The organism is Pseudomonas citri (genome assembly GCF_025336485.1).
GTDB lineage: Bacteria > Pseudomonadota > Gammaproteobacteria > Pseudomonadales > Pseudomonadaceae > Aquipseudomonas > Aquipseudomonas citri.
The window spans coordinates 1-22,681 of record NZ_JAODAB010000005.1 but is presented as its reverse complement, the minus strand read 5'-3'; the positions used below and the strand labels follow the sequence as shown (position 1 = coordinate 22,681).

Annotated in this window: 21 protein-coding genes and 2 pseudogenes; 8 read left to right on the top strand and 15 right to left on the bottom strand. The window is 61.8% G+C overall.

Translation table 11 applies throughout. The features are described from left to right. Positions 1–23: 23 nt before the first annotated feature. The 4 genes from trmD to ffh all read right to left on the bottom strand — a co-directional run bounded on the left by trmD (position 24) and on the right by ffh (position 3,200). Entirely contained in the window at positions 24–797 is a 774-nt protein-coding gene (trmD, locus tag N4Q37_RS07275) for a tRNA (guanosine(37)-N1)-methyltransferase TrmD (protein WP_260956452.1), read from the bottom strand. Next, positions 779–1,315, bottom strand: coding sequence for a ribosome maturation factor RimM (gene rimM / locus N4Q37_RS07270; protein WP_260956450.1), 537 nt, complete (start codon positions 1,313–1,315; stop codon positions 779–781). Before rimM ends, trmD begins: the two co-directional genes overlap by 19 nt. Positions 1,316–1,320: 5 nt before the next feature. Beyond that, complete coding sequence (rpsP, locus tag N4Q37_RS07265) at positions 1,321–1,572, bottom strand: 30S ribosomal protein S16 (RefSeq protein ID WP_007927680.1); 252 nt, start codon at positions 1,570–1,572, stop codon at positions 1,321–1,323. Between the two features lie 251 nt (positions 1,573–1,823). Beyond that, positions 1,824–3,200 (bottom strand): signal recognition particle protein, encoded by a 1,377-nt coding sequence (ffh, locus tag N4Q37_RS07260; RefSeq protein WP_260956443.1) that lies wholly within the window; start codon positions 3,198–3,200, stop codon positions 1,824–1,826. A gap of 196 nt (positions 3,201–3,396) precedes the next feature. Between ffh and N4Q37_RS07255 the strand changes: the two genes are divergently transcribed. The 7 genes from N4Q37_RS07255 (at position 3,397) to cmoB (ending at position 11,903) form a co-directional block, all read left to right on the top strand. Beyond that, positions 3,397–4,209: a cytochrome C assembly family protein gene (locus N4Q37_RS07255; protein WP_260956441.1), complete on the top strand. Its 813-nt coding sequence runs from the start codon at positions 3,397–3,399 to the stop codon at positions 4,207–4,209. A 12-nt stretch (positions 4,210–4,221) separates the two neighbouring features. Beyond that, positions 4,222–5,457 carry an HlyC/CorC family transporter gene (locus N4Q37_RS07250; protein WP_260956439.1) on the top strand — a complete coding sequence of 412 codons (1,236 nt, stop codon included), beginning with the start codon at positions 4,222–4,224 and terminating at the stop codon, positions 5,455–5,457. Positions 5,458–5,576: 119 nt separating this feature from the next. Then, positions 5,577–6,887, top strand: a complete 1,311-nt coding sequence (locus N4Q37_RS07245) for an MFS transporter (RefSeq protein ID WP_260956437.1) — start codon at positions 5,577–5,579, stop codon at positions 6,885–6,887. A gap of 203 nt (positions 6,888–7,090) precedes the next feature. Beyond that, complete coding sequence (gene lon, locus N4Q37_RS07240) at positions 7,091–9,505, top strand: endopeptidase La (RefSeq protein ID WP_260956435.1); 2,415 nt, start codon at positions 7,091–7,093, stop codon at positions 9,503–9,505. A 215-nt stretch (positions 9,506–9,720) separates the two neighbouring features. After that, complete coding sequence (locus N4Q37_RS07235) at positions 9,721–10,113, top strand: protease inhibitor I42 family protein (RefSeq protein ID WP_260956433.1); 393 nt, start codon at positions 9,721–9,723, stop codon at positions 10,111–10,113. A 93-nt stretch (positions 10,114–10,206) separates the two neighbouring features. After that, positions 10,207–10,950 carry a carboxy-S-adenosyl-L-methionine synthase CmoA gene (gene cmoA, locus N4Q37_RS07230; protein WP_260956431.1) on the top strand — a complete coding sequence of 248 codons (744 nt, stop codon included), beginning with the start codon at positions 10,207–10,209 and terminating at the stop codon, positions 10,948–10,950. Further along, positions 10,947–11,903 carry a tRNA 5-methoxyuridine(34)/uridine 5-oxyacetic acid(34) synthase CmoB gene (gene cmoB, locus N4Q37_RS07225; RefSeq protein ID WP_260956429.1) on the top strand — a complete coding sequence of 319 codons (957 nt, stop codon included), beginning with the start codon at positions 10,947–10,949 and terminating at the stop codon, positions 11,901–11,903. The genes cmoA and cmoB overlap by 4 nt, the downstream gene beginning before the upstream one ends. 111 nt (positions 11,904–12,014) lie before the next feature. Here cmoB and tadA read toward each other — a convergent pair whose 3' ends face one another. From tadA to N4Q37_RS07195, 7 genes and pseudogenes are all read right to left on the bottom strand, one after another. Further along, positions 12,015–12,512, bottom strand: a complete 498-nt coding sequence (gene tadA / locus N4Q37_RS07220) for a tRNA adenosine(34) deaminase TadA (protein WP_260956427.1) — start codon at positions 12,510–12,512, stop codon at positions 12,015–12,017. Then, positions 12,512–13,888 carry a multicopper oxidase family protein gene (locus N4Q37_RS07215; protein WP_260956425.1) on the bottom strand — a complete coding sequence of 459 codons (1,377 nt, stop codon included), beginning with the start codon at positions 13,886–13,888 and terminating at the stop codon, positions 12,512–12,514. The genes tadA and N4Q37_RS07215 overlap by 1 nt, the downstream gene beginning before the upstream one ends. A 153-nt stretch (positions 13,889–14,041) precedes the next feature. Beyond that, entirely contained in the window at positions 14,042–14,566 is a 525-nt protein-coding gene (locus N4Q37_RS07210; RefSeq protein ID WP_260956423.1) for a helix-turn-helix transcriptional regulator, read from the bottom strand. A gap of 4 nt (positions 14,567–14,570) precedes the next feature. After that, positions 14,571–14,844, bottom strand: a pseudogene (locus N4Q37_RS27690) (hypothetical protein). A 242-nt stretch (positions 14,845–15,086) separates the two neighbouring features. Beyond that, a complete protein-coding gene (locus N4Q37_RS07205; protein ID WP_260956422.1) occupies positions 15,087–15,494 on the bottom strand; it encodes a DUF6632 domain-containing protein in 408 nt (135 codons plus the stop codon). Between the two features lie 202 nt (positions 15,495–15,696). Continuing rightward, on the bottom strand, positions 15,697–16,560 hold the full coding sequence (locus tag N4Q37_RS07200) for a class I SAM-dependent methyltransferase (RefSeq protein WP_260956419.1): 864 nt from the start codon (positions 16,558–16,560) through the stop codon (positions 15,697–15,699). A 40-nt stretch (positions 16,561–16,600) separates the two neighbouring features. After that, positions 16,601–17,494 carry an NAD(P)/FAD-dependent oxidoreductase gene (locus N4Q37_RS07195; RefSeq protein WP_260956413.1) on the bottom strand — a complete coding sequence of 298 codons (894 nt, stop codon included), beginning with the start codon at positions 17,492–17,494 and terminating at the stop codon, positions 16,601–16,603. A gap of 107 nt (positions 17,495–17,601) precedes the next feature. Here N4Q37_RS07195 and N4Q37_RS07190 point away from each other — a divergent pair, with 107 nt between their 5' ends. Beyond that, positions 17,602–18,246, top strand: a complete 645-nt coding sequence (locus N4Q37_RS07190; protein ID WP_260956411.1) for a TetR/AcrR family transcriptional regulator — start codon at positions 17,602–17,604, stop codon at positions 18,244–18,246. Between the two features lie 138 nt (positions 18,247–18,384). Here N4Q37_RS07190 and guaA read toward each other — a convergent pair whose 3' ends face one another. From guaA to N4Q37_RS07170, 4 genes and pseudogenes are all read right to left on the bottom strand, one after another. Continuing rightward, positions 18,385–19,962: a glutamine-hydrolyzing GMP synthase gene (gene guaA / locus N4Q37_RS07185; RefSeq protein WP_260956408.1), complete on the bottom strand. Its 1,578-nt coding sequence runs from the start codon at positions 19,960–19,962 to the stop codon at positions 18,385–18,387. Between the two features lie 79 nt (positions 19,963–20,041). After that, positions 20,042–21,511 carry an IMP dehydrogenase gene (gene guaB, locus N4Q37_RS07180; RefSeq protein ID WP_260956406.1) on the bottom strand — a complete coding sequence of 490 codons (1,470 nt, stop codon included), beginning with the start codon at positions 21,509–21,511 and terminating at the stop codon, positions 20,042–20,044. Positions 21,512–21,688: 177 nt separating this feature from the next. Then, positions 21,689–22,246 carry a sugar ABC transporter ATPase gene (locus N4Q37_RS07175; RefSeq protein WP_260956404.1) on the bottom strand — a complete coding sequence of 186 codons (558 nt, stop codon included), beginning with the start codon at positions 22,244–22,246 and terminating at the stop codon, positions 21,689–21,691. Between the two features lie 66 nt (positions 22,247–22,312). Further along, positions 22,313–22,606: pseudogene (locus N4Q37_RS07170) on the bottom strand (TSUP family transporter); the annotation flags it as partial. Positions 22,607–22,681: the final 75 nt, after the last annotated feature.

Here is a 22,681-nt window from a genome sequence, read left to right as displayed (position 1 = left end):
TCGGACTTACCATCGATACGTTGTTAACTATCGTCCCGCTCGCGGATGTATTCCTCGAGCAGCTTCTTCTCTTCTCCAGAAAGCGAGCGGCTTTCCAGAAGATCGGCGCGTCGTTCCCAGGTCCGACCAAGGGACTGCTGTAAACGCCAACGCCGGATGTGCGCGTGGTTGCCACTTAGCAACACGTCGGGAACACGCTGATCCGCATACACCTCCGGTCGGGTGTAGTGCGGGCAATCCAGCAGACCATCCGTAAAGGAATCTTCCTCGGCGGAATCCGCATGCCCTAAAGCTCCAGGCAGCAGTCGTGTAACCGCATCGATCAGGACCATCGCCGGCAGCTCGCCGCCAGACAGTACATAGTCGCCAATCGACCACTCTTCATCGACATGAGCCTCAATGAAACGCTCGTCAATGCCTTCATAACGGCCGGCAATCAGGATCAATGCATCCGAATTCGCCAGCTCGCGTACCGCCGACTGAGTCAGCTGGCGGCCTTGGGGCGACAGGTAGATCACCTTCGCACCCTCCCCGGCTGCCGCCCTGGCCTGAACCAGTGCATCCTCCAGGGGCTTGATCTTCATCACCATGCCCGGACCACCGCCAAACGGGCGATCGTCCACAGTGTGATGTCGATCCGTGGTGTAGTCCCGCGGATTCCAACAGGTCAGCTGCAACAGCTCCTGTTTCACCGCGCGGCTGGTTATGCCGTACTCGCTGATGGCGGAAAACATCTCGGGAAACAGCGTGATGACTTCAACGCGCAGATTAGCCACGTTCAGAAATCCGCATCCCATTCCACCTTCATCTCGCCTGCTGCAAGGTCGACGGCCAACACGCATTGCTCGGTATAGGGCAACAGGCGTTCGCGATCATCCAGGCTGCCGACGCAAGGCTTTACCACCATGACATCGTTCGAACCGGTCTCGAGCAGGTGATCGATCTTCCCGAGCAATTGCCCGAGGTGGTCGATGACCTTCAGACCTACCAGCTGGTACCAGTAGTACTCGCCGTCGGTCAGTTCAGGGAACAGGTTGCGCGGCACACAGATCTCATAACCGGCCAGAAGACGCGCTTCTTCACGATCATCGAGACCCTTGAGCTTTGCGACCAGGAACTTTTCGTTCCCGCGTCCGCTGACCAGCTCAACCTGCTTCACACTGCCCTCGCGCTTGAGCGTCCAGGCTTTGTAGTTCAACAGGTTTTTGATCGGATCAGTAAAGGAATACACCTTCACTTCGCCGCGAACGCCATGTACAGAATAGATTTTGCCGACAACGATCAGATCATCAGCATCTTTTGGCGTCGCGTTCATATTGCTCAGGCCGCAGCCTTAGCCGATTCCTTCAACAACTGAGCAACGCGCTCAGAAGGTTGTGCACCAACGCTCAGCCAGTAGGCAACGCGCTCTTGGTTCACGGACAGACGAACTTCCTGACCACGTGCGATCGGGTTGAAGAAACCAACCTGCTCTTTGTGGGAACCGTCACGCGGGTTGCGGCTGTCGGTTACGGTCAGGTGGTAAAACGGGCGCTTTTTGGAGCCGCCAAGGGCAAGACGGATTGTTAGCATGTGAACATCGTTCCTGTAGTCGGTGCTGCAAATCTAAATGCACAGCGGGCATGGGTGCCCGAAAGGCCGCATATTCTAAGGAATATCCGGACTTTTGCAAATGACTTTTTCCGGCGCCTGGCGCCGTGCAATCAAGATTCGCCATGGAGCCGTCATGAAAAACGGCAGGTCAGCTCCCGTCAGCACGGGTTTGCTGGAGATCCCCCGCATCCGTGCGGGGCAACGCCGACATGACAGCCGGCGCAGATTCTTTACATTTTCGGCATACCGCCACCGGGCAACATACCGCCCATGCCGCGCATCATCTTGGCCATCCCGCCCTTGGCGGAGAATTTCTTCATCATCTTCTGCATCTGCTTGTGCTGCTTGATCAAGCGACCGATGTCCTGCACCTGCGTGCCCGAGCCCAGGGCGATGCGGCGCTTGCGCGAGCCGCTGATCAGCTCGGGATCGCGGCGCTCGGCCGGGGTCATGGAGTTGATGATGGCTTCCATCTGCTTGAACTGCTTTTCAGCCGCGCTCTGGGCATTGCCCATCTGCGCCAGGTTCACGCCACCGATGCTCGGCAGCTTGTCCATGAGGCCGCCGAGGCCGCCCATGTTCTTCATCTGTTGCAACTGGTCGCGGAAATCCTCGAGGTCGAAGCCCTTGCCCTTCTTTAATTTCTTCGCAAGCTTGTCGGCCTTTTCCTTATCGAGGGTCTGCTCGGCCTGCTCGATCAGGCTGAGCACGTCGCCCATGCCCAGGATCCGCGAAGCGATACGCTCGGGATGGAACGGCTCGAGTGCTTCGCTCTTCTCGCCCATGCCGATGAACTTGATCGGCTTGCCGGTGATGGCACGCACCGACAGCGCAGCACCGCCGCGGGCATCGCCGTCGACCTTGGTCAGGATCACACCGGTCAGTGGCAGCGCATCGCCAAACGCCTTGGCGGTGTTGGCGGCGTCCTGGCCGGTCATGGCGTCGACCACGAACAGGGTTTCCACCGGCTTGACCGCGGCATGCAGCGCCTGGATCTCGCCCATCATCTCTTCGTCGATGTGCAGGCGACCGGCGGTATCGACGATGACCACGTCGATGAACTTGAGCTTCGCCTCCTTGATCGCCGCCTGGGCGATGTCCACTGGCTTCTGGCTCAGGTCGGACGGGAAGAAGGTCACGCCGATGTCATTGGCCAGGGTTTCCAGCTGCTTGATCGCCGCCGGACGGTAGACGTCCGCGGACACCACCATCACCGACTTCTTCTTGCGCTCTTTAAGCAGGCGCGCCAGCTTGCCGGCCGTGGTGGTCTTGCCCGCACCTTGCAGGCCGGCCATCAGCACCACCGCTGGCGGCACGGCGCTGAGGTTGAGGTCCTCGTTGGCCGCGCCCATCAGGCTTTCGAGTTCGGCCTGGACGATTTTCACGAACGCCTGGCCTGGCGTCAGGCTACGCGACACTTCGGTGCCGACGGCGCGCTCCTTGACCGAATTGACGAAGTCCTTGACCACCGGCAGGGCGACGTCGGCCTCGAGCAACGCCATGCGCACTTCGCGCAGGGTGTCTTTGATGTTGTCCTCGGTCAGTTTCGCCTTGCCGGTGACATGGCGCAGCGTCTGCGAGAGACGGTCGGTTAGGTTTTCAAACATGCGCGATCCTTTCAGGCCCAGGTGAGGCCGGGAGAGTGGCGGCCCGGACCGTATAAAATGTGCTCGGCGAGCCTGCGGCGTGGGCAGGTCGCGGATTATAGCGAAGAAGCGTGCGACGTACACCTCGCCGCGGTCTTTCGTGCAGGGGGGGATCTATGCCAAACTCAGCGCCTTTCGGGCCTGCTTAACTGGACTTATGCTCCCCTTGTCACCCAGCTTGCTTGTTACCCTCGCCGCCGCCTGCCTGTATGCCGCTGCGACCCTCTATCAAGGCACACGCCTGGCCACTGGCGCCAAGGCGAACAAACGCCTGCTGGTCACGCTGGGCGTGCTGGCGGTGCTCGGCCACGCGGCCAGCCTTTATACCCACCTGATGACGCCAATCGGCCTGGGCCTGGATTTCTTCAACGCCGCCAGCCTGATCGCCGTGGCCGTGATCGCCCTGACCCTGCTGGCCTGTTCGCGCATCCCGGTGGAGAACCTGCTGGTGCTGCTGTTCCCGCTGGGGATGGCCACGGCCCTGCTGGCGCAGTTCGCGCCATCGGGCACGGTGCAGGTCATCGACGAGGAACCGGGCATCCTGGCCCATATCCTGCTGTCGATCCTGGCCTACGGCCTGTTCACCATCGCGGTGTTCCAGGCCTTGCTGTTGCTGGTGCAGGATCACCAGCTCAAGCACAAGCACCCGTCCGGCCTGATCCGCAATTTCCCTCCGCTGCAAACCATGGAAAGCCTGCTGTTCGGCTTCCTCTGGGCCGGCTGGACGCTACTCTCGCTGTCGCTGATCTCCGGCTGGTTGTTCGTCGAGAACCTGTTCGCCCAGCACCTGGTGCACAAGACCCTGCTGGCCTGCCTGGCGTGGGTGGTGTTCAGCGTGCTGCTGTGGGGTCGGACCCGCCTGGGCTGGCGAGGCCACAAAGCCATCCGCTGGACCCTGGCCGGTTTCTGCCTGCTGATGCTGGCGTACTTCGGCAGCAAGCTGGTCCGCGAATACATCCTGCATATCTGACGGACGGCCCTGATGGATACGTTGCCCGTGGGGCCGCTGTTCGCCGTGTTGGTGGTACTGATCCTCTGGTCGGCCCTGTTCACGGCCGTCGAAGCTGCCCGGCAGCACTTGCAGGCACAACGCCGGGCCTCGCGCACCAATGACAAGCCACTGGCAAAACTGGCATTCCCCCTGGCCAGCCTGGTCCTCTGCAACACGCTCTGCCGCACCATGGCGGTGGTGATCGGCACCTTGCTATCGATCTTTGCCTGGCTGGAAAACGGCCCCTGGGTGGCCTGGCTTGGCACCAGCGCAGCATTGTTGATTTTCGCCGACTACCTGCCGCGCACCCTGGCAAGCCGCCAGCCCGACGCGGTACTGGCATTGGGCAATGCCTTGCTCGGCGCGCCCCTGAAGATCCTCTACCCCGTCGCCTGGCTGCTCAATGGCATCAGTCAATTGTTGCTGCGTCCCCTTGCCCGCAAGGCCAGGGTGATCGTGCCACGCGACGACGAAATGCCCACCCCACCGCGCAGCGAACAGGAGCCGGAACACAGCACGGGTCGGCCGCAGCCGGCTTCCGGCATCCATGCCCTGGATAACATCACCGTCAATGACATCCTCGTACCCCGCAGCGAGGTGGACGGCATCAACCTCGATGACCCGATCGGCGAAATCATCGAGCAGTTGCGCCTGAACCGACGCACCCGCCTGCCGGTGTTCCACAGCGACATCAACCAGGTGGAAGCAGTACTCAACACCCGCCAGGTGCGCCACCTGCTGGTGGACGCGAGCCTGACCAAGGAAGCGCTGCTGGCGGCTTCCCACGATCCCTATTTCGTGCCTGAAAGCACCCCCTTGCAGTTGCAACTGTTGAACTTTCACAAGCAGCAGCGGCGCCTGGGCATGGTGGTGGACGAATACGGCGAAGTGCTGGGCATCGTCACCCTGGAAGACATCCTGGAAGAAATCGTCGGCGAATTCGAAAGTGAACACGCCCTCGACAACCCCCACGTGCACCCCCAACCCGACGGACGCCTGATGATCGACGGTGCGGCGTCGATCCGCGAACTGAACAGGACCCTGGGCTGGCACCTGCCCTGCGACGGCCCCAAGACGCTCAATGGCTTGGTGACCGAAGCGCTGGAAACCATTCCCGAAAGCCCGGTATGCCTGAAAATCGGCCGCTATCGGCTGGAGATCATCGAGACCGTGGACAACCGTGTCAGCCAGGTGCTGGTGTGGCATAACAGTACAGCGATTCTCTAACGCCTCTTGTGGCGAGGGAACTTGCTCCCTCGCCACAACATTCAACGCAAGTTCCACCCCTAGCTGTTCGACCATAATAATTCGCTCCACCGGAGCACATGACTGTCAGGGATAACTGCATGACGACCCTCACCTGCAACGACGCTGTAGCCCAGCCAACCAACTCCGCCACGCGGGTGGCGACCGCCAGCTTCATCGGCACGGCCATCGAGTTCTACGACTTCTATGTCTACGCCACCGCGGCGGCCCTGGTGATCGGGCCGGTGTTCTTCCCGCAGACCTCAGGCACGGCACAGATGCTGTCATCCTTCCTGACCTTCGGCATCGCCTTCCTCGCCCGCCCGCTGGGCTCGGCCCTGTTCGGGCATTTTGGTGACCGGATCGGCCGCAAATCCACACTGGTGGCGTCGCTGTTGCTGATGGGCGTGTGTACCACCCTCATCGGCGTGCTGCCCGGTTATGCCAGCATTGGCGCCTGGGCGCCGATCCTGTTGTGCCTGCTGCGTTTCGGCCAGGGGCTCGGGCTGGGCGGTGAATGGGGTGGCGCGGCCTTGCTCGCCACGGAAAACGCCCCAAAAGGCAAACGCGCCTGGTATGGCATGTTTCCCCAACTGGGGCCGTCCATCGGCTTCCTCGCCGCTAATGGACTGTTCCTGACCCTGGCCATGAGCCTGGATGACGAGCAATTCCGCTCCTGGGGCTGGCGGATTCCGTTCCTGCTCAGCGCCGTGCTGGTGATCGTCGGCCTCTATGTACGCCTCAAGCTCCATGAAACCCCGGTCTTCGCCAACGCCGTGGCGCGTCAGGAACGAGTGAAAGTGCCGCTGGTCGAGCTGTTCAGCCAGTATTGGGCACCGACGTTGCTGGGCGCAGCGGCGATGGTGGTGTGTTATGCGCTGTTCTACATCTCCACAGTGTTCTCCCTGAGCTACGGCGTCGCCACCCTCGGCTACAGCCGCGAGACCTTCCTGGCCCTGCTGTGTTTTGCCGTGCTGTTCATGGCCGCCGCCACACCGTTGTCCGCCTGGGCCAGCGACCGCTTCGGGCGCAAGCCGGTGCTGGTCACCGGTGGCGTGCTGGCGATTGCCTCGGGCTTTCTCATGGAGCCCTTGCTGACCCAGGGTTCGACCGCAGGCGTGGCGCTGTTCCTGTGCATCGAGCTATTCCTGATGGGGGTGACCTTCGCCCCCATGGGCGCCTTGTTGCCAGAGCTGTTCCCTACCCATGTGCGCTATACCGGCGCTTCGGCAGCCTACAACCTGGGGGGCATCGTCGGCGCCTCGGCCGCGCCGTTCTTTGCCCAGAAACTGGTGGCGATGGGCGGGCTGGGTTACGTCGGCGGTTATGTCTCCGGGGCCGCCGTACTCAGCGTGATCGCCGTGCTGTGCCTGAAGGAAACCCGTCATAACGATCTGAACAAGGTCTCCTGAAATCCACAGATCTATGTGGCGAGGCGGGCGCTGCGCACCCAAGCGGGAGCAAGCTCCCTCGCCACGACAGCCCCCCCCCCATCAGGGGAATCTGTCACAAAGCTGAACAGCGCTTCATGAAATAGCGGCTAACAATTACCCGCCATTGAAACCGCCAACCACCTGCCCCATCTAAGTCCCATACCCCATTGCGCAGGTGCCCCATGAGCGACCAGCACTCTACTGAAGCCACGAACGAATACGCCGACTCCGAACGCATCGAACACACCGCCTCCGGCACCGGCCTGGCCCTGCCCGGCCAGAACCTGCCGGACAAGGTCTACATCATCCCCATCCACAATCGCCCATTCTTCCCGGCCCAAGTACTACCGGTCATCGTCAATGAAGAACCGTGGGCCGAGACCCTGGAATTGGTGGCCAAGTCCGAACACCATTCCCTGGCGTTGTTTTTCATGGACACGCCCCAGGAAGACCCGCGCCATTTCGATACGTCGGCGCTGCCGCTGTACGGCACCCTGGTCAAGGTGCACCACGCCAGTCGCGAAGGCGGCAAATTGCAGTTCGTCGCCCAGGGCCTGACCCGCGTGCGCATTCGCACCTGGCTCAAGCACCATCGTCCTCCCTATCTGGTGGAAGTCGAATACCCGCACCAGCCGAGCGAGCCGACCGACGAGGTCAAGGCCTATGGCATGGCGCTGATCAACGCGATCAAGGAACTGCTGCCGCTCAACCCGCTGTACAGCGAAGAACTGAAGAACTACCTCAACCGCTTCAGCCCCAACGACCCGTCGCCGCTGACCGACTTCGCCGCGGCGCTCACCTCCGCCACCGGCAATGAATTGCAGGAAGTGCTCGACTGCGTGCCTATGCTTAAGCGCATGGAGAAAGTGCTGCCGATGCTGCGCAAGGAAGTCGAGGTGGCGCGGCTGCAAAAAGAGATTTCCGCCGAGGTCAACAACAAGATCGGCGAACATCAGCGCGAATTCTTCCTCAAGGAGCAACTCAAGGTCATCCAGCAGGAGCTGGGCCTGACCAAGGACGACCGTAGCGCCGACCTCGAACAGTTCGAGCAGCGACTGGAAGGCAAAGTGCTGTCGGCCCAGGCGCAGAAACGCATCGAAGAGGAAATGAACAAGCTCTCGATCCTGGAAACCGGCTCGCCGGAATACGCGGTCACCCGCAATTACCTGGAATGGGCGACCTCGGTGCCATGGGGCGTGTACGGCCAGGACAAGCTCGACCTCAAGCACGCGCGCAAGGTGCTCGACCAGCACCACGCCGGCCTGGGCGATATCAAGGATCGCATCCTCGAATTCCTCGCCGTCGGTGCCTACAAGGGCGAGATCAGCGGCTCTATCGTACTGCTGGTGGGACCACCCGGCGTGGGCAAGACCAGCGTCGGCAAGTCCATCGCCGAGTCCCTGGGGCGGCCGTTCTATCGTTTCAGCGTCGGCGGCATGCGTGACGAGGCCGAGATCAAGGGCCATCGGCGCACCTACATCGGCGCGCAGCCGGGCAAGCTGGTGCAGGCGCTCAAGGACGTCGAAGTGATGAACCCGGTGATCATGCTCGACGAGATCGACAAGATGGGCCAGAGCTACCAGGGCGACCCGGCCTCGGCCTTGTTGGAGACTCTGGACCCGGAACAGAACGTCGAATTTCTCGATCACTACCTGGACTTGCGCCTGGATCTGTCGAAAGTGCTCTTCGTGTGCACCGCCAACACCTTGGACTCGATCCCCGGCCCGTTGCTGGACCGGATGGAAGTGATTCGGCTGTCGGGCTACATCACCGAGGAAAAAGTCGCCATCGCCAAGCGCCACTTGTGGCCCAAGCAATTGGCCAAGGCCGGCGTCGCCAAGGCCAGCCTGAGCATCAGCGACAGCGCCCTCAAGGCCCTGATCGATGGTTATGCCCGTGAAGCCGGGGTGCGACAGTTGGAAAAACAACTGGGCAAACTGGTGCGCAAAGCGGTAATGAAGCTGATCGACGAGCCAGACGCCGTGATCAAGCTGGGACCCAAAGACCTCGAAGCCTCCTTGGGCAAGCCAGTGTTCCGTAACGAACAGGTGCTGTCCGGCGTCGGCGTGATCACCGGCCTGGCCTGGACCAGCATGGGCGGCGCGACCCTGCCGATCGAGGCGACGCGTATCCACACGCTCAATCGCGGCTTCAAGCTCACCGGTCAGTTGGGCGAGGTCATGAAGGAATCGGCGGAAATCGCCCACAGCTACGTCAGTTCGCACCTGAAACAGTTCGGCGGCGATCCGAAATTCTTCGACGAAGCCTTCGTCCACTTGCATGTCCCCGAGGGCGCCACGCCCAAGGACGGCCCGAGCGCCGGGGTGACCATGGCCAGCGCCCTGCTGTCCCTGGCCCGCAACCAGCCGCCGAAGAAAGGCGTGGCGATGACCGGTGAACTGACCCTGACCGGGCACGTCCTGCCGATCGGCGGGGTGCGTGAGAAAGTCATCGCGGCGCGGCGGCAGAAACTCTTCGAGCTGATCCTGCCGGAGGCCAACCGGGGCAACTTCGAGGAGTTGCCGGATTACCTCAAGGAAGGCGTCACGGTGCACTTCGCCAAGCGGTTTGCGGATGTGGCGAAGGTGTTGTTCTGATGGCCCTGTAGTGCCTGTGCGTGGCCCATCGCGGGCAAGCCTTGCTCCCACAGGGTTTGGTGTGGATCACAAATGCTGTAGGCAACACACCGCCACTGTGGGAGCAAGGCTTGCCCGCGATAGCGTCATCAGCAACAACACATCCCTGCCAGACACACTCTGTAGCATCTTCGGTTATGCTCCCCGTTCGTCGTGAATGCCGGAGCCATTGCCTTATGTCCCCCACCCGCCTGCTCGCCCCCTTGAGCCTCGCCCTGTTGACTGCTTGCGCGACGCAACCGAAACACAACGTGACCGTGGAAGAACTGGACCAGTGCCCGGTACGGCTCGACAACGGGCAAAACCTGACCCTGAGTTTGCCGAGCAACCCCACCACCGGTTATCGCTGGGCGATCCAGGATTCGGCCGGCGGCGTGCTGAAATCCCTCGGCCCCGAGGTGTACCGCAACCCGGAAGATGCCGGCATCGTGGGCGCTGCCGGTGTGTCGACCTGGCGCTTCCAGGCATTCGCCGCCGGCACCGGCCGGTTGCGCCTGACTTATCAACAACCCTGGGCCCCGGAAGTCCCGCCCGTGGAAACCTTCGACTGCGCCATTGCGGTGAATTGACCGTACAGGAGAACGATTCAGGCGCAAGCTCGCGCCCACAGGTTTTTTGGTTAAAATGCCGGCCTTTTCATCACCCATCCCGCTGGAACCGCCGTGAGCAAAGAGCCCGACCGCCTATTCGCCCAACCCTTGGCCCAAGTGCCGGACTTCGCCTTCAACGAAGACGTGGTGCGGGTGTTCCCGGACATGATCAAGCGTTCGGTGCCGGGTTACCCGACCATCGTCGAGAACCTCGGCGTGCTCGCCGCGCAATTCGCCCAGCCGGGCAGCGTGCTCTATGACCTGGGCGCGTCCCTGGGTGCGGTGACCCAGGCGCTGCGTCGCCATGTGCGCACTGACGGGTGCCGCGTGATTGCGGTGGATAACTCGGCGGCCATGGTCGAGCGTTGCCGTGAATACCTCAACGGCCAGGACTCGATGTTCCAGGAGTTGCTGCCGGTCGAAGTGATCGAGGGCGACATCCTCGCCCTGGAATTCCAGCCAGCCTCGGTGGTGGCGCTGAACTTCACCCTGCAATTCATCGCGCCGGACCAGCGCACCGCGTTGCTGAGCCGCATCCGCCAATCCCTGCTCCCCGGGGGCGCCTTGATCCTTTCGGAGAAACTGCGCTTCAACGATGCCGAGGAACATGCTCTGCTTACCGACCTGCATGTGGCGTTCAAGCGCGCCAACGGCTACAGCGAACTGGAAATTGCCCAGAAACGCAGTGCCATCGAAAACGTCATGAAGCCCGACAGCCTCGAAGAACACCGCGAGCGCCTGCTGGCCGCCGGGTTCTCGAAAGTCGTGCCGTGGTTCCAATGCCTGAATTTTGCCTCGTTGATTGCCCTACCATGATCGATCTGTCTCCCCTCGCTCGCCGCTTGGGCGGCACCCCGCTGGCCGATTGGGCCAAGACGCTGCAAGCGCAACTCGACATCAAAATGGAAAAGGGCCATGGCGACCTGGAGCGCTGGCAAAACGCGCTGGATGCCTTGCCGGCGCTGCAACCGACCGAAATCGACCTGCTGAACGGCCTGACACTCGACACCGATTGTTCCGACGAAACCCGTGCCCAGATGCGTACGGCACTGATGGGTCTGTCGCCATGGCGAAAGGGCCCCTTCGACCTGTTTGGCGTGCACGTGGACACCGAATGGCGCTCGGACTGGAAGTGGTCGCGCGTGGCGCCGCACCTGGATCTCAAAGGCAAGCGCATCCTCGACGTGGGCTGTGGCAACGGCTACTACATGTGGCGGATGCTCGGCGCTGGCGCCGATACGGTGATCGGCGTCGACCCCAACTGGCTGTTCTTCTGCCAGTTCCAGGCAGTGCAGCGCTACCTCTCGCAACCCAACGCCTGGCATCTGCCGTTTCCCTTCGAAGACCTGCCTGCGGACCTCGAAGGCTTCGACACAGTGTTTTCCATGGGCGTGTTCTACCATCGCCGCTCGCCGATAGAACACCTGCTGGCCCTCAAGGACTGCCTGGTCAAGGGCGGCGAGCTGGTGCTGGAAACCCTGGTGATCGAAGGCGACGAACATCAGGTACTGGTGCCCGAGGACCGCTACGCGCAAATGCGCAACGTCTGGTTCCTACCCTCGGTCCCGGCCCTGGAACGCTGGCTGCGCCGCGCCGGCTTCAGCGACGTACGCTGCGTGGACGTGAGCCTGACGACCGTGGAAGAACAACGCAGTACGGAGTGGATGAAGTACCAGTCGCTGAGCGACTTCCTCGACCCCACCGACCACGGCAAGACCATCGAAGGCCTGCCGGCACCGATGCGCGCGGTGATTGTCGCGCGCAAGTAAATCACCCGAGCACACATTTCCCCCTGTGGGTGCGGGCTTTTGTGGGAGCAAGCCTTGCTCCCACAAAGATTCACTTCTACAAGGGGGTTCACTTCCACAAGGGATAAGTATTCAGTCTGAGGATCTGGCTCTTCGGGCCTTGAAGAACTCGCTCAGCATCGTGCTGCATTCCTCGGCCAGCACCCCGCCCTCGTACATCACCCGATGATTCAGGAAGCCCTGGCTGAAAAACTGCCCCTGGCTCTGCACGATGCCGGCCTTGGGCTCCAGGGCGCCATAGACGACCCGGGCGATGCGTGAGTGGACAATCAGGCCGGCGCACATGCTGCACGGCTCCAACGTGACGTAGAGGGTGCTGCCCGGCAGGCGATAGTTGCTCACCGCTTGGGCAGCGGCGCGGATGGCAACCATTTCCGCGTGAGCACTGGGGTCGTGGCCGCTGATCGGGCAGTTGAAGCCGCGGCCGATGATCTCGCCATCCTGCACCAGCACCGCGCCCACCGGCACTTCGCCCAGGGCCGCGCCTTGGGCGGCGAGGGCCAGGGCCTCGCGCATGAAATCCTGGTCACGGCTGCGATCGATGATCCGGGCAGGACGAATCTGACGCATCACGCCACCTCGATGGCGGCCATCAGGCCGGTTTCCATGTGGTCGATCACATGACAGTGGAACATCCACACCCCCGGGTTATCCGCCACCAGCGCCACCTGCGCCCGCTCGTTCTTGCCCAGCAAGTAGGTGTCGGTGAAATACGGCACGACCTTGTGCCGGTTCGACGCAATCACCTTGAAGCTCATGCCATGCAAATGGATCGGATGCTGGTACTGGGTCATGTTCTTCAGTTCGAAAATGTAGCTCTGGCCTTTCTTCAGCGTGGCGATTGGCCGGTCGGCGCAGGTCTTGTCGGTGATGTCCCAGGCCTTGCCGTTGATCTGCCACAGGCTCGGCGGTTTGCCGTTGTCCACATTCACCGACACCGAGCCGACCCACTCGAAATTGAAGTTGAGTTTTTCGGCATTGGCCAGGTCCGGCTCGGACACCGGATTAGGCGGCAGCGCGGGCGGCCACGGGGTCGGTTCGTCGTTGTTCGGCACCGAGCGCAGGGTACCCAGGCGCACCGGACCGTTGCGCAGCGACAGCTCTTCCCCGGCTGGCGGCGCCTTGATCGCCAGGCAGATGCGCATGCCCGGGCCGAGCCAGTACTCCTTGCCCAACGGGCGCGGCTCGATGGGGTTGCCGTCCAACGCGTAGATCTGCGCCTCGACGCCGGGAATGTTGATCCGATAAGTCAGGGTGTTGTCCAGGTTGAGCAGGCGCACGCGGCTGATCTGCCCGGCCGGCAGGTCGATCACCGCATCCGGCACGCCATTGATGGTCGCCAGCCGCCCGGCCGTCCCGCCACGGGCCGCTTCGCGAGGGATGCTGAATTCAACGAACTGGCCTTGCTCGTCAACGTGCCAACTCTTGAGGCTCAGGGTCTGTTCGTATTTGAAACCGGTGGGCTCGCGCTCTTCAACGATCAGCGGCCCCACCAGCCCGCGCCCCAGCTCTTCGCTGCTGTTGACATGGGGGTGATACCAATAGCTACCGGCGTCCGGCACACGGAATTTGTAATCGAAGTATTCGCCCGGCAGCACTGGCAGTTGCGAGACATACGGCACGCCGTCCATCTCCAGCGGCAGACGGATTCCGTGCCAGTGAATGGTGGTGGCAACCGGCAGGTGATTGACGAAACGCACCCGCAGCCACTCACCCTGACGCACCCGCAACTCGGTACCCGGCGCCGATGGCCCAAAGGCCCAGGCCTGGGTCTTGTGCCCGGCCACCAACTCCACGTCCAGCGGCGCCGCGATCAATTCATAGTCGTGCCCCGCGTTGGCATCCACTCGCTTGCCCAACCAATACCGCGATGCGCCTCCCGCGCCAACGCCCACGACAACAAGACCGGCCAGGCCACCGAGTATTTGGCGACGGGTAAACGACATGAATGCAACCACCTATTGAATCCGCGGCGAACCGGGAAGTCCGCAAAAGGCGAATACGATACACCCGCAGTTGAGAAAGATTAAGTGAAGGATGGCGCGCGGTCTCCGCCAGATGCGACGAGGGCGCCTCGCGGCGCCCCTCATACAAGATTGTCAGCCAACCAAAGCTTCCAAGTCTTTGGAAACCGCCCCTGGTAACCGTCGTCCTTCTTTCACAACGTTGATCTGCAAGGCTACCTGGGCCACATCCAACACACCCTTGCTAAGCGAATAACTGCCCTTGCCCTGCAGCCAGGTCAGAACGTCTGCCAAGTGCCAGATAGACGCACTGCCCTCGTGCACCGGCGTCGGGAAGCTGCTCGGGTGGGCCAACATCAACTTGCGCATGTTCTGCCGAGACACGCCGACGATCTCGGCTACGTCGGTTAACCCAACCAGATCAGGGGCAACCTCAATCAGCCTGGCCGATGGCACCGCACGACGCACGTCGCTCAAAGCGCTGAGCACGGCCTTAATCGCATCAGGAGCATCACGCGTGAACTCGAGAGCCAACCGTCCCGGCTGTCCTATACCGACCAGGGCATCGTCGCAGCCCGCTGCACCCAGCCGCTCTACCAGTTCATCCGAGGTATGGCCATCGTCAGCAAGCTGATATTTCAGGGTAAAGGTATATTCCATTGTCTTACTCCTCAGCATCGTCATCAGCCTCGCAACGACTGCGATGGGTAGTGCAATTGTCCACGACGCGTCGTAGTGCTCGCGCATGATTGCCGGAGTTTCTCGGCGTGCTCCATATCGATGTGATACAGAACTCACCGCAACGACACTCCTCGTCGTTATACGGACAATAAGTCCGTCCCCAGGCGTGACTGCCGCCGATCTCTACGCGCGCCCCAACGCTTCGGCATGCCTCAGCGCTTCTTCGACTTCTTTTTCGGATGCGAGGGACGAATCATCAGTGCTCTCCAGTATTCGCATGACCTTCCTGGTTGTCAAATGACAACCTTATCCTTCCCCCGGATGATAGGCATTCTCCGCGCACCGATGGGGGCCGAATCGTAGCGAAAGGTGACGGTACCGGACGGCTCGTCCGTCAGGGGCCAGAACAGCGCAGAGGAAAAACGGCAAGGCGCCAGCAAAAATGAAAAAGCCCTGGAGAGGTTATCCACAGGGCTTCAAGTACACTGCAACGCAAGGATCAACCCGCCAGTAAACGCGCCTTCTCGCCACGGGGTGTGAGGAACGCCAGCGCCGCCGCGACAACGAACAGCGCGGGCACGTCGCCGAGCAGGTGGCCGTAATGGCTCATGCCGTCCATGCCGACACTAAAGGACTGCACGGCCATGATTGCGCCATGCACGACACTCGACCACACCGTAAACCAGATCAGGCTCAGGTGCTTCATCGGATCCCGTGAAGCCCTCAGCAGGAACACGCCGAGGGTGGCGTAGAGGCCGACGATCATCAGTGGATAGTCGGAATGACCGCTGTGCCACGCCCAACCGGACGGCCACAGGATCATCAGCGGCCAGATCGCAAACACGGAGATCAGGCCCACCACGATCAAAACCATGCGCAAGGCGGCGAGTCTTTGGGTGTCGTTCATGACGGGCTCCTTATTGCAGCGCGGCTGGCGCCGAAACTGGACATCGCTGAGTATAGAAGGCACCGGCTGTAGGCGTCGCAGAAACAGAAAAACCGTGTGAACGCAGGTTCACACGGTTCTTTGTGCACACTCCAGCCATCGAGGCCTGGTGAGGCTCACTCACACTAGATTATGAATGCCAATCCAAACTCAATAAGGTCAACTAGTTACGTGGATTGCGTGCCATGACGATCCACGCCGCGCCATTGATCATCACCGACCGCTCGCCGGGGAGGCCTGCGAAGGCGGCACGAACCGCGGCCCAGGCGTGGGCGCGGATATCGTCGGGCTGATCAGCGAGCGCTCGCGACAGCGGGCCGCCCTCGAGCACCCTCTTCACCGTGTCGTCGATCGCCGCGTCCCGCGTCTCGCCCTCGCCGAATGTAATGGAGGCATCGAAGGGCGCGATAGCGATATCGGTGAAGCCGGCCGCTGTCAGGATGCGTGTCACGCGCGCCCGGTCGCCGAACGAGAACGGGCCGGGCGCTTCGGGATCGGGCGGTGTGGTCAACGGGACGATGCCCTTGAGCGCGACCATCGGCAGGCGTACCCAATCGTTCTCGACCGCGCCGCGCCAGCAGACGAAAGCGACCCGCCCGCCCGGCCGGAGCGCGCGTCGCATATGGGCGAACGCCCCTGTCGGATCGTCGAAGAACATCACCCCGAAACGCGAGAACAGGATGTCGAACGCGCCCTCGGGCAGCTCGGCGCCGCTGGCGTCGGCCACTCGGAACAGGGCCGGCGTATCCTGTGGTGCAAGCGCGCGTGCTCGGCCGATCAGCGGTTCGGAGATGTCCACGCCTAACACATAGCCCCCCGCACCGACGCGGGCGGCCAGATCCAGACTCGACGCCCCCGCGCCGCAGCCGACGTCCAGCACGCGTTCACCCGTGACAGGTGCGGCGGCTTCGATCGCGGCCTGGCCGAACACCGCCATCATGGCGTCGAGCCGAGCCTGGTTGGCGACCCAGTACTCCCCGCTTTGACCATTCCAGTCAGCGACCTGATAGGCATTTTGCTCTGTCATGACATTTCCTCGTTCTGATTCGAGAAGGGAATCTGTGCTCTCAAACCAACATCGACTGCTGGGCGAAAATTCCCGCCATCGCGCCTTGCCATGATGCCGTGGTAACCGAGTGCATGAGGGGATTGGCGAGGTCACCCGCGGCGTAAACGCCGGGCATGCTGGTTTCGCGGCGCTCGTCGACCTTGAGGGCGATGCCCTGGGGCGTATCGACCGTGGCGAGGCCCAGCGATTCATGCAGGCGTGCGGACGGCTTGTTGCGCGGATGCGCAAACAGGATGTCGACCACAACATTGGGGCTGGTATCGAGCTTGACGGTGGCGTTATGGCTCTCATCATGATCGATTTCGGTGATCCGGCCATCGACGACAGATATTTTGCGGCGCGCCAGATCAGCCCGGATATCGGGCGGAATATCATGACCATCGGCGAAGACCGTCAGCGTGTCGGTCCAATCGTGGTACAGCCTGACGTAGTTGTGCGACGGCAGGCCGGACCAGATGAGACCCCAATGCCGGCCGGCGACTTCAAAGCCGTCACAATAGGGGCAAGGCACGATGGAGCTGCCCCAGCCTTCGGCAAAGCCAGGAACTTCAGGCATCTGATCGGCGACGCCATAGCTCAGGATCAGGCGGCGCGCCCTGAGGCTTTCGCCATCACCAGTAAGGACCGAGAAATCATCGATGGCACCGGAGATGCTCTCGGCCCGGGCAGAGACCAGCCTGACCGTGGGGTAGCGCGCCAGCTGCTGCCGCGCCTCGGCCAGGATGTCCAGCGGCGGCTTGTGGTCGTGGCCGAGCAGTCCATGGGAGTGGTCGGCGAAGCGATTGCGCGGCAGGCCGGTATCGAGAACGGTGACCTTGCGGCGGGCACGGCCAAGCTGCAGGGCGGCGGCGAGGCCGGCAAAGCTGCCGCCGATGATGATGACGTCATTCATGGTGACGGACTCCGTGCTGTGAATGAAGGAGGATCGGCTTGCACACTTAAGATACTTTGGAGTACCCTAATTCAAGAATTAGAATACTGTCAAGTACTGGAATTTTTATGACCGAAAACAGCCAAGCTCGGCGCGGCCGGCCCACCAACGAGGCGCTTGGCCAAACGATCATCGACGCCGCGAGCGAACTCTTTGTGGAATTGGGTTTTCAAGCGACGACCATGGACAAGGTCGCCCAGCGGGCGAAGATATCCAAGCTAAGCATCTATCGGCACTTCGAGAACAAGGAGGCGCTGTTCAGCGCGGCCATCGCGGCCCACTGCCAGCAGTTTGCACCACGGGCCCTTTTTGAAGGCGTCGAGGGTTCGGCAGAAGATCAGCTCATGGCGGTGGGCTCAACCCTGCTTCGCACGCTGTTGAGCCCGGACGTGCGCAGTGTCGAAGCCATGATCATGGCCGACAAAACGAATCAAAAATCGTTAAGCAAGCGCCAATACGAAGCCGGCCCCGCCTATGTCATCGCCCAGATCGAGGCCCTGTTGCGTCAGTTGCACGCGAAGGCGCTTCTGAACGTGCCCGACCCTCTGCAGTCCGCCCGCTTGTTTGCCGCGCTGTTCAAAGGATCCGATCTCCTGATCATCGCGCGCTTCGATGAGGCGAGAGCAGAGGACGACAACGAAATCGAATCCTATTGCCGGTCGGCCGTCGCCATGTTCATCGCCGCGCACGGATTGAAGGTTTTGGCTTCGTAGCACCAAGCCATTGGAGGAGCTTACGTAAGTCGCACAAAGCTGCCGGAGTTTGCCAGACCCAAAAAGCCAAAAACCCGCAGTTACGCGGGCTTCAGGGTGTTTTTTGCTAGTTGGTGCCGGTCAGTGCCGGACGTCCAATCATTCCCACTCAATCGTCGCCGGCGGCTTGCTCGACACGTCATAAGTAACACGGGAGATGCCGTCGATTTCGTTGATGATGCGCCCGGAAACGGTTTCCAGCAGCTCATACGGCAGGTGCGCCCAGCGAGCGGTCATGAAGTCGATGGTTTCCACCGCACGCAGGGCCACGACCCAGGCGTAACGACGGCCATCGCCGACCACACCAACCGATTTCACCGGTTGGAACACCACGAATGCCTGGCTGACCTTGTGGTACCAGTCGGCCTTGCGCAGTTCTTCGATGAAGATGTGGTCAGCGCGACGCAGCAGGTCGGCGTATTCCTTCTTCACTTCACCGAGGATCCGCACGCCCAGGCCCGGGCCCGGGAATGGGTGGCGGTAGACCATGTCGTACGGCAGGCCCAGTTCCAGGCCGAGGCGGCGCACTTCGTCCTTGAACAGTTCGCGCAGCGGCTCGACCAGCTTGAGGTTCATCTCTTCCGGCAGGCCACCGACGTTGTGGTGGGACTTGATCACGTGGGCCTTGCCGCTCTTGGCGCCAGCCGACTCGATCACGTCGGGGTAGATGGTGCCCTGGGCCAGGTACTTGATGTTCTCCAGCTTGCAGGATTCGGCATCGAACACATCGATGAAGGTACGGCCGATGATCTTGCGCTTCTTCTCCGGGTCGGCCTCGCCGGCCAGGTTGGCCAGGAACTGCTCTTCGGCGTTGGCGCGGATCACCTTGACGCCCATGTTCTCGGCGAACATGGCCATTACTTGCTCGCCTTCGTGCAGACGCAGCAAGCCGTTGTCGACGAAGACGCAGGTCAGTTGGTCGCCGATGGCCTTGTGCAGCAGCGCCGCGACCACCGAGGAGTCCACGCCGCCGGACAGGCCCAGCAGCACGTTGTCGGTACCCACCTGGGCGCGCACCTGGGCGATGGCGTCTTCAGCGATCTTCGACGGGGTCCACAGGGCTTCGCACTCGCAGATGTCGAGGATGAAGCGCGACAGGATGCGCCCGCCCTGCTTGGTATGGGTCACTTCCGGGTGGAACTGCACGCCGTAGTAGCGGCGATCATCGTTGAACATGCCGGCAATCGGGCAGCTCGGGGTGCTGGCGAGGATGTGGAAGTCTTCCGGCATCCGGGTGACCTTGTCACCGTGGCTCATCCACACGTCCAGGCCGTACAGGCCGTCGGCGTCGACATGGTCTTCGATGCCGTCCAGCAGGCGGCTCTTGCCGACGACGTCGACACGGGCGTAACCGAACTCACGCAGGTCCGAACCTTCGACCTTGCCACCCAGCTGTTCAGCCATGGTCTGCATGCCGTAGCAGATACCGAAGACCGGTACGCCCAGGTCGAACACCGCTTGCGGGCAGCGCGGGCTGTTGGCTTCGTGCACGGACTCGGGGCCGCCAGCGAGGATGACGCCTTTGGGCGCGAATTCGCGAATCGCTTCGTCATCCATGTCGAACGGATGCAATTCGCAATACACGCCGATTTCACGCACGCGGCGGGCGATCAGTTGGGTGTACTGGGAACCGAAGTCGAGGATCAGGATGCGGTGAGCGTGAATGTCGAGGGCCATGACTCATTCTCATGTAGTGAATCAGAAACAACTCGGGGCTGAATGAACAGCCCCGGTGATTAACGTTTTGCTGGAAGCCTTAACCTACGCGGTAGTTCGGAGCTTCCTTGGTGATCTGCACGTCGTGGACATGGGACTCGGCCATGCCGGCACCGGTGATGCGCACGAATTCCGGCCTGGTGCGCATCTCTTCGATGTTGGCGCTGCCGGTGTAGCCCATGGAAGAGCGCAGGCCACCCATCAGCTGATGGATGATGGCGCTCAGGGTACCCTTATACGGTACGCGACCTTCGATACCTTCCGGTACCAGCTTCTCGGCACCCGCGGAGGAGTCCTGGAAGTAACGGTCGGAAGAACCCTGGGCCTGGGACATGGCGCCCAGCGAACCCATGCCGCGATAGGCCTTGTAGCTACGGCCCTGGAACAGTTCGATCTCGCCTGGCGCTTCTTCGGTACCGGCGAACATCGACCCCATCATCACGCAGTAGGCGCCGGCCACGATGGCCTTGGACAGGTCACCGGAGAAGCGGATACCGCCGTCGGCGATCAACGGAACGCCAGTGCCTTCAAGGGCGGCGGCGACGTTGGCGATGGCGCTGATCTGCGGCACACCGACACCGGCGACGATGCGGGTGGTGCAGATCGAGCCTGGGCCGATACCGACCTTGACGGCGTCGGCGCCCGCTTCGGCCAGGGCCTTGGCGGCAGCGCCGGTGGCGATGTTGCCGCCGATCACCTGGACTTCAGGGAAGTTCTGCTTGACCCAGCGAACGCGGTCGATCACGCCTTTGGAATGGCCGTGGGCGGTGTCGACGACAACGACGTCCACGCCGGCATTGACCAGGGCGGCGACGCGGTCACCGGTGTCCTTGCCAGTACCAACCGCCGCGCCGACGCGCAGACGACCCTGATCGTCCTTGCTGGCCAGCGGGTAGGCCTTGGCTTTTTCGATATCGTTGACGGTCATCATGCCCTTGAGGGCGAATTTATCGTCGACGATCAGCACGCGCTCGATGCGGTGCTTGTGCAGCAGTTCGCGGACTTCGTCCTTGCTGGTGCCTTCCTTGACGGTGACCAGGCGCTCTTTCGGCGTCATCACTTGACGGACGGTGGCATCCAGGCGGTTCTCGAAACGCACGTCGCGGGAGGTGACGATGCCGACCAGGTCGCCATCGTGCAGCACCGGAACACCGGAGATGTTGTGCATGCGGGTCAGTTCAAACAGATCGCGAACCGTGGCGTCAGCCTCGATGGTGATCGGGTCCTTGACCACGCCAGCCTCGAACCGCTTGACCTTGCGCACTTCGGCGGCCTGCTGTTCGATGGTCATGTTCTTGTGGATGATACCGATACCGCCTTCCTGGGCCATGGCAATGGCCAGACGGGCTTCGGTCACGGTGTCCATGGCGGCGGAAACCAACGGAATATTCAGTTCGATGCCACGGGTGAGACGGGTTTTGAGACTGACTTCGTTAGGCAGCACCTCGGAATAACCGGGTACAAGGAGAATATCGTCGAAGGTCAGGGCTTCTTGGCTGATACGCAGCATCGCGGGGGCTCCCGAGCGGGAAAATGGAAGCGCGCCATTATACTCATGCACCCTGCCTGGCTCAATGTAAAACTCTGCCTATTATTGGCGGGCTGATTGATGGGCTAATCACCGCCCTCAGGCCGTACATCGAACCCGTGGCGAGGGAGCTTGCTCCCTCGCCACGGGGTTTCAGGTTTACTCGCCCTGCAACTCCACCTTCACCCAACTCACCGGTTGGTCCAGCCAATCGGCAAACTCGTCGAGAAACGCCTGCTTGAACCCCGCCTCGAGCCAGTTGTTGAAGATGAACCCCAGGTTCGAGAAACCGCAGGGTTGCAGGAACAGGAAGCCGTTGATGTCATCTTCATGCCCGCATTCGGGGCAGGTGAAGTTGTCGGTGCGGGCCGGCATCCAGTCTTCCAGGCTTTCGAACAACGCTTCGCCCACTTCCTGGCGGCATTCGGCACAGCCCGCCTCCCCGAGAAACCCCTTGGCCGGCGTATAAATGCAGCGCTTGGTGATGATTTCCAGGCCATTGATCGGTTCGCCGAAGGGCAGCGCGTCGGGATGCGTGACCACCTCGCGGGCGCCCGGGGCAATGGCGTGGGCCATGCGGTTGCCGGTGCGCCCGCAGGTGGTCAGCTGTTCTTCGACGATGTTCTTGCGTACCAGCCAGCGCACGATCGCCCGGGCCCGTGGCTCATGGACCGGCAAGGTGGAGATTTTCGGGACAATGATGCTTTGCGAATTCATGGCGAGCCTGGGTATTTCCGTACGGGGCGGTTAAAGGCCGGCAGCTTAATCCCTGACCGAACCAGGTCAAGCGCTCAAGTAGCGCCCGATCAAGGCAATGCCGCTGGCAAGCACCAGCCAGGTGACCAGGCGCACGAACGCCTCGCGGGATAGCCGCATGGTCAGGCGGCGCCCTACCCACAACCCCAGCGCCATGGCCGGCAACAAACACAGCGCCAGTACCAACAAGGGTAGCTCGGCATACACACCCGCGATGACGAACAGGCTCAAGCGCACCACCGTGCTGCAACTGATCAGCGCACTTTGCGTGGCCCGGGCCGGATCCTTGGGCAAACGGCTATTAAGATAGATCGCATATAAAATCTATGGTCACCCCCATTTTTGCAATACTGATTAACGGGTGGTGTGGTTGGCTTGCTTAAATCTATCCGGCGT

What these genes read in the sequence shown, in the direction of transcription:
- trmD (WP_260956452.1), bottom strand. Translation starts at nt 797, where the DNA reads ATGGGATGCGGATTTCTGAACGTGGCTAATCTGCGCGTTGAAGTCATC.
- rimM (WP_260956450.1), bottom strand. Translation starts at nt 1,315, where the DNA reads ATGAACGCGACGCCAAAAGATGCTGATGATCTGATCGTTGTCGGCAAA.
- rpsP (WP_007927680.1), bottom strand. Translation starts at nt 1,572, where the DNA reads ATGCTAACAATCCGTCTTGCCCTTGGCGGCTCCAAAAAGCGCCCGTTT.
- ffh (WP_260956443.1), bottom strand. Translation starts at nt 3,200, where the DNA reads ATGTTTGAAAACCTAACCGACCGTCTCTCGCAGACGCTGCGCCATGTC.
- N4Q37_RS07255 (WP_260956441.1), top strand. Translation starts at nt 3,397, where the DNA reads ATGCTCCCCTTGTCACCCAGCTTGCTTGTTACCCTCGCCGCCGCCTGC.
- N4Q37_RS07250 (WP_260956439.1), top strand. Translation starts at nt 4,222, where the DNA reads ATGGATACGTTGCCCGTGGGGCCGCTGTTCGCCGTGTTGGTGGTACTG.
- N4Q37_RS07245 (WP_260956437.1), top strand. Translation starts at nt 5,577, where the DNA reads ATGACGACCCTCACCTGCAACGACGCTGTAGCCCAGCCAACCAACTCC.
- lon (WP_260956435.1), top strand. Translation starts at nt 7,091, where the DNA reads ATGAGCGACCAGCACTCTACTGAAGCCACGAACGAATACGCCGACTCC.
- N4Q37_RS07235 (WP_260956433.1), top strand. Translation starts at nt 9,721, where the DNA reads ATGTCCCCCACCCGCCTGCTCGCCCCCTTGAGCCTCGCCCTGTTGACT.
- cmoB (WP_260956429.1), top strand. Translation starts at nt 10,947, where the DNA reads ATGATCGATCTGTCTCCCCTCGCTCGCCGCTTGGGCGGCACCCCGCTG.
- tadA (WP_260956427.1), bottom strand. Translation starts at nt 12,512, where the DNA reads ATGCGTCAGATTCGTCCTGCCCGGATCATCGATCGCAGCCGTGACCAG.
- N4Q37_RS07215 (WP_260956425.1), bottom strand. Translation starts at nt 13,888, where the DNA reads ATGTCGTTTACCCGTCGCCAAATACTCGGTGGCCTGGCCGGTCTTGTT.
- N4Q37_RS07210 (WP_260956423.1), bottom strand. Translation starts at nt 14,566, where the DNA reads ATGGAATATACCTTTACCCTGAAATATCAGCTTGCTGACGATGGCCAT.
- N4Q37_RS07205 (WP_260956422.1), bottom strand. Translation starts at nt 15,494, where the DNA reads ATGAACGACACCCAAAGACTCGCCGCCTTGCGCATGGTTTTGATCGTG.
- N4Q37_RS07200 (WP_260956419.1), bottom strand. Translation starts at nt 16,560, where the DNA reads ATGACAGAGCAAAATGCCTATCAGGTCGCTGACTGGAATGGTCAAAGC.
- N4Q37_RS07195 (WP_260956413.1), bottom strand. Translation starts at nt 17,494, where the DNA reads ATGAATGACGTCATCATCATCGGCGGCAGCTTTGCCGGCCTCGCCGCC.
- N4Q37_RS07190 (WP_260956411.1), top strand. Translation starts at nt 17,602, where the DNA reads ATGACCGAAAACAGCCAAGCTCGGCGCGGCCGGCCCACCAACGAGGCG.
- guaA (WP_260956408.1), bottom strand. Translation starts at nt 19,962, where the DNA reads ATGGCCCTCGACATTCACGCTCACCGCATCCTGATCCTCGACTTCGGT.
- guaB (WP_260956406.1), bottom strand. Translation starts at nt 21,511, where the DNA reads ATGCTGCGTATCAGCCAAGAAGCCCTGACCTTCGACGATATTCTCCTT.
- N4Q37_RS07175 (WP_260956404.1), bottom strand. Translation starts at nt 22,246, where the DNA reads ATGAATTCGCAAAGCATCATTGTCCCGAAAATCTCCACCTTGCCGGTC.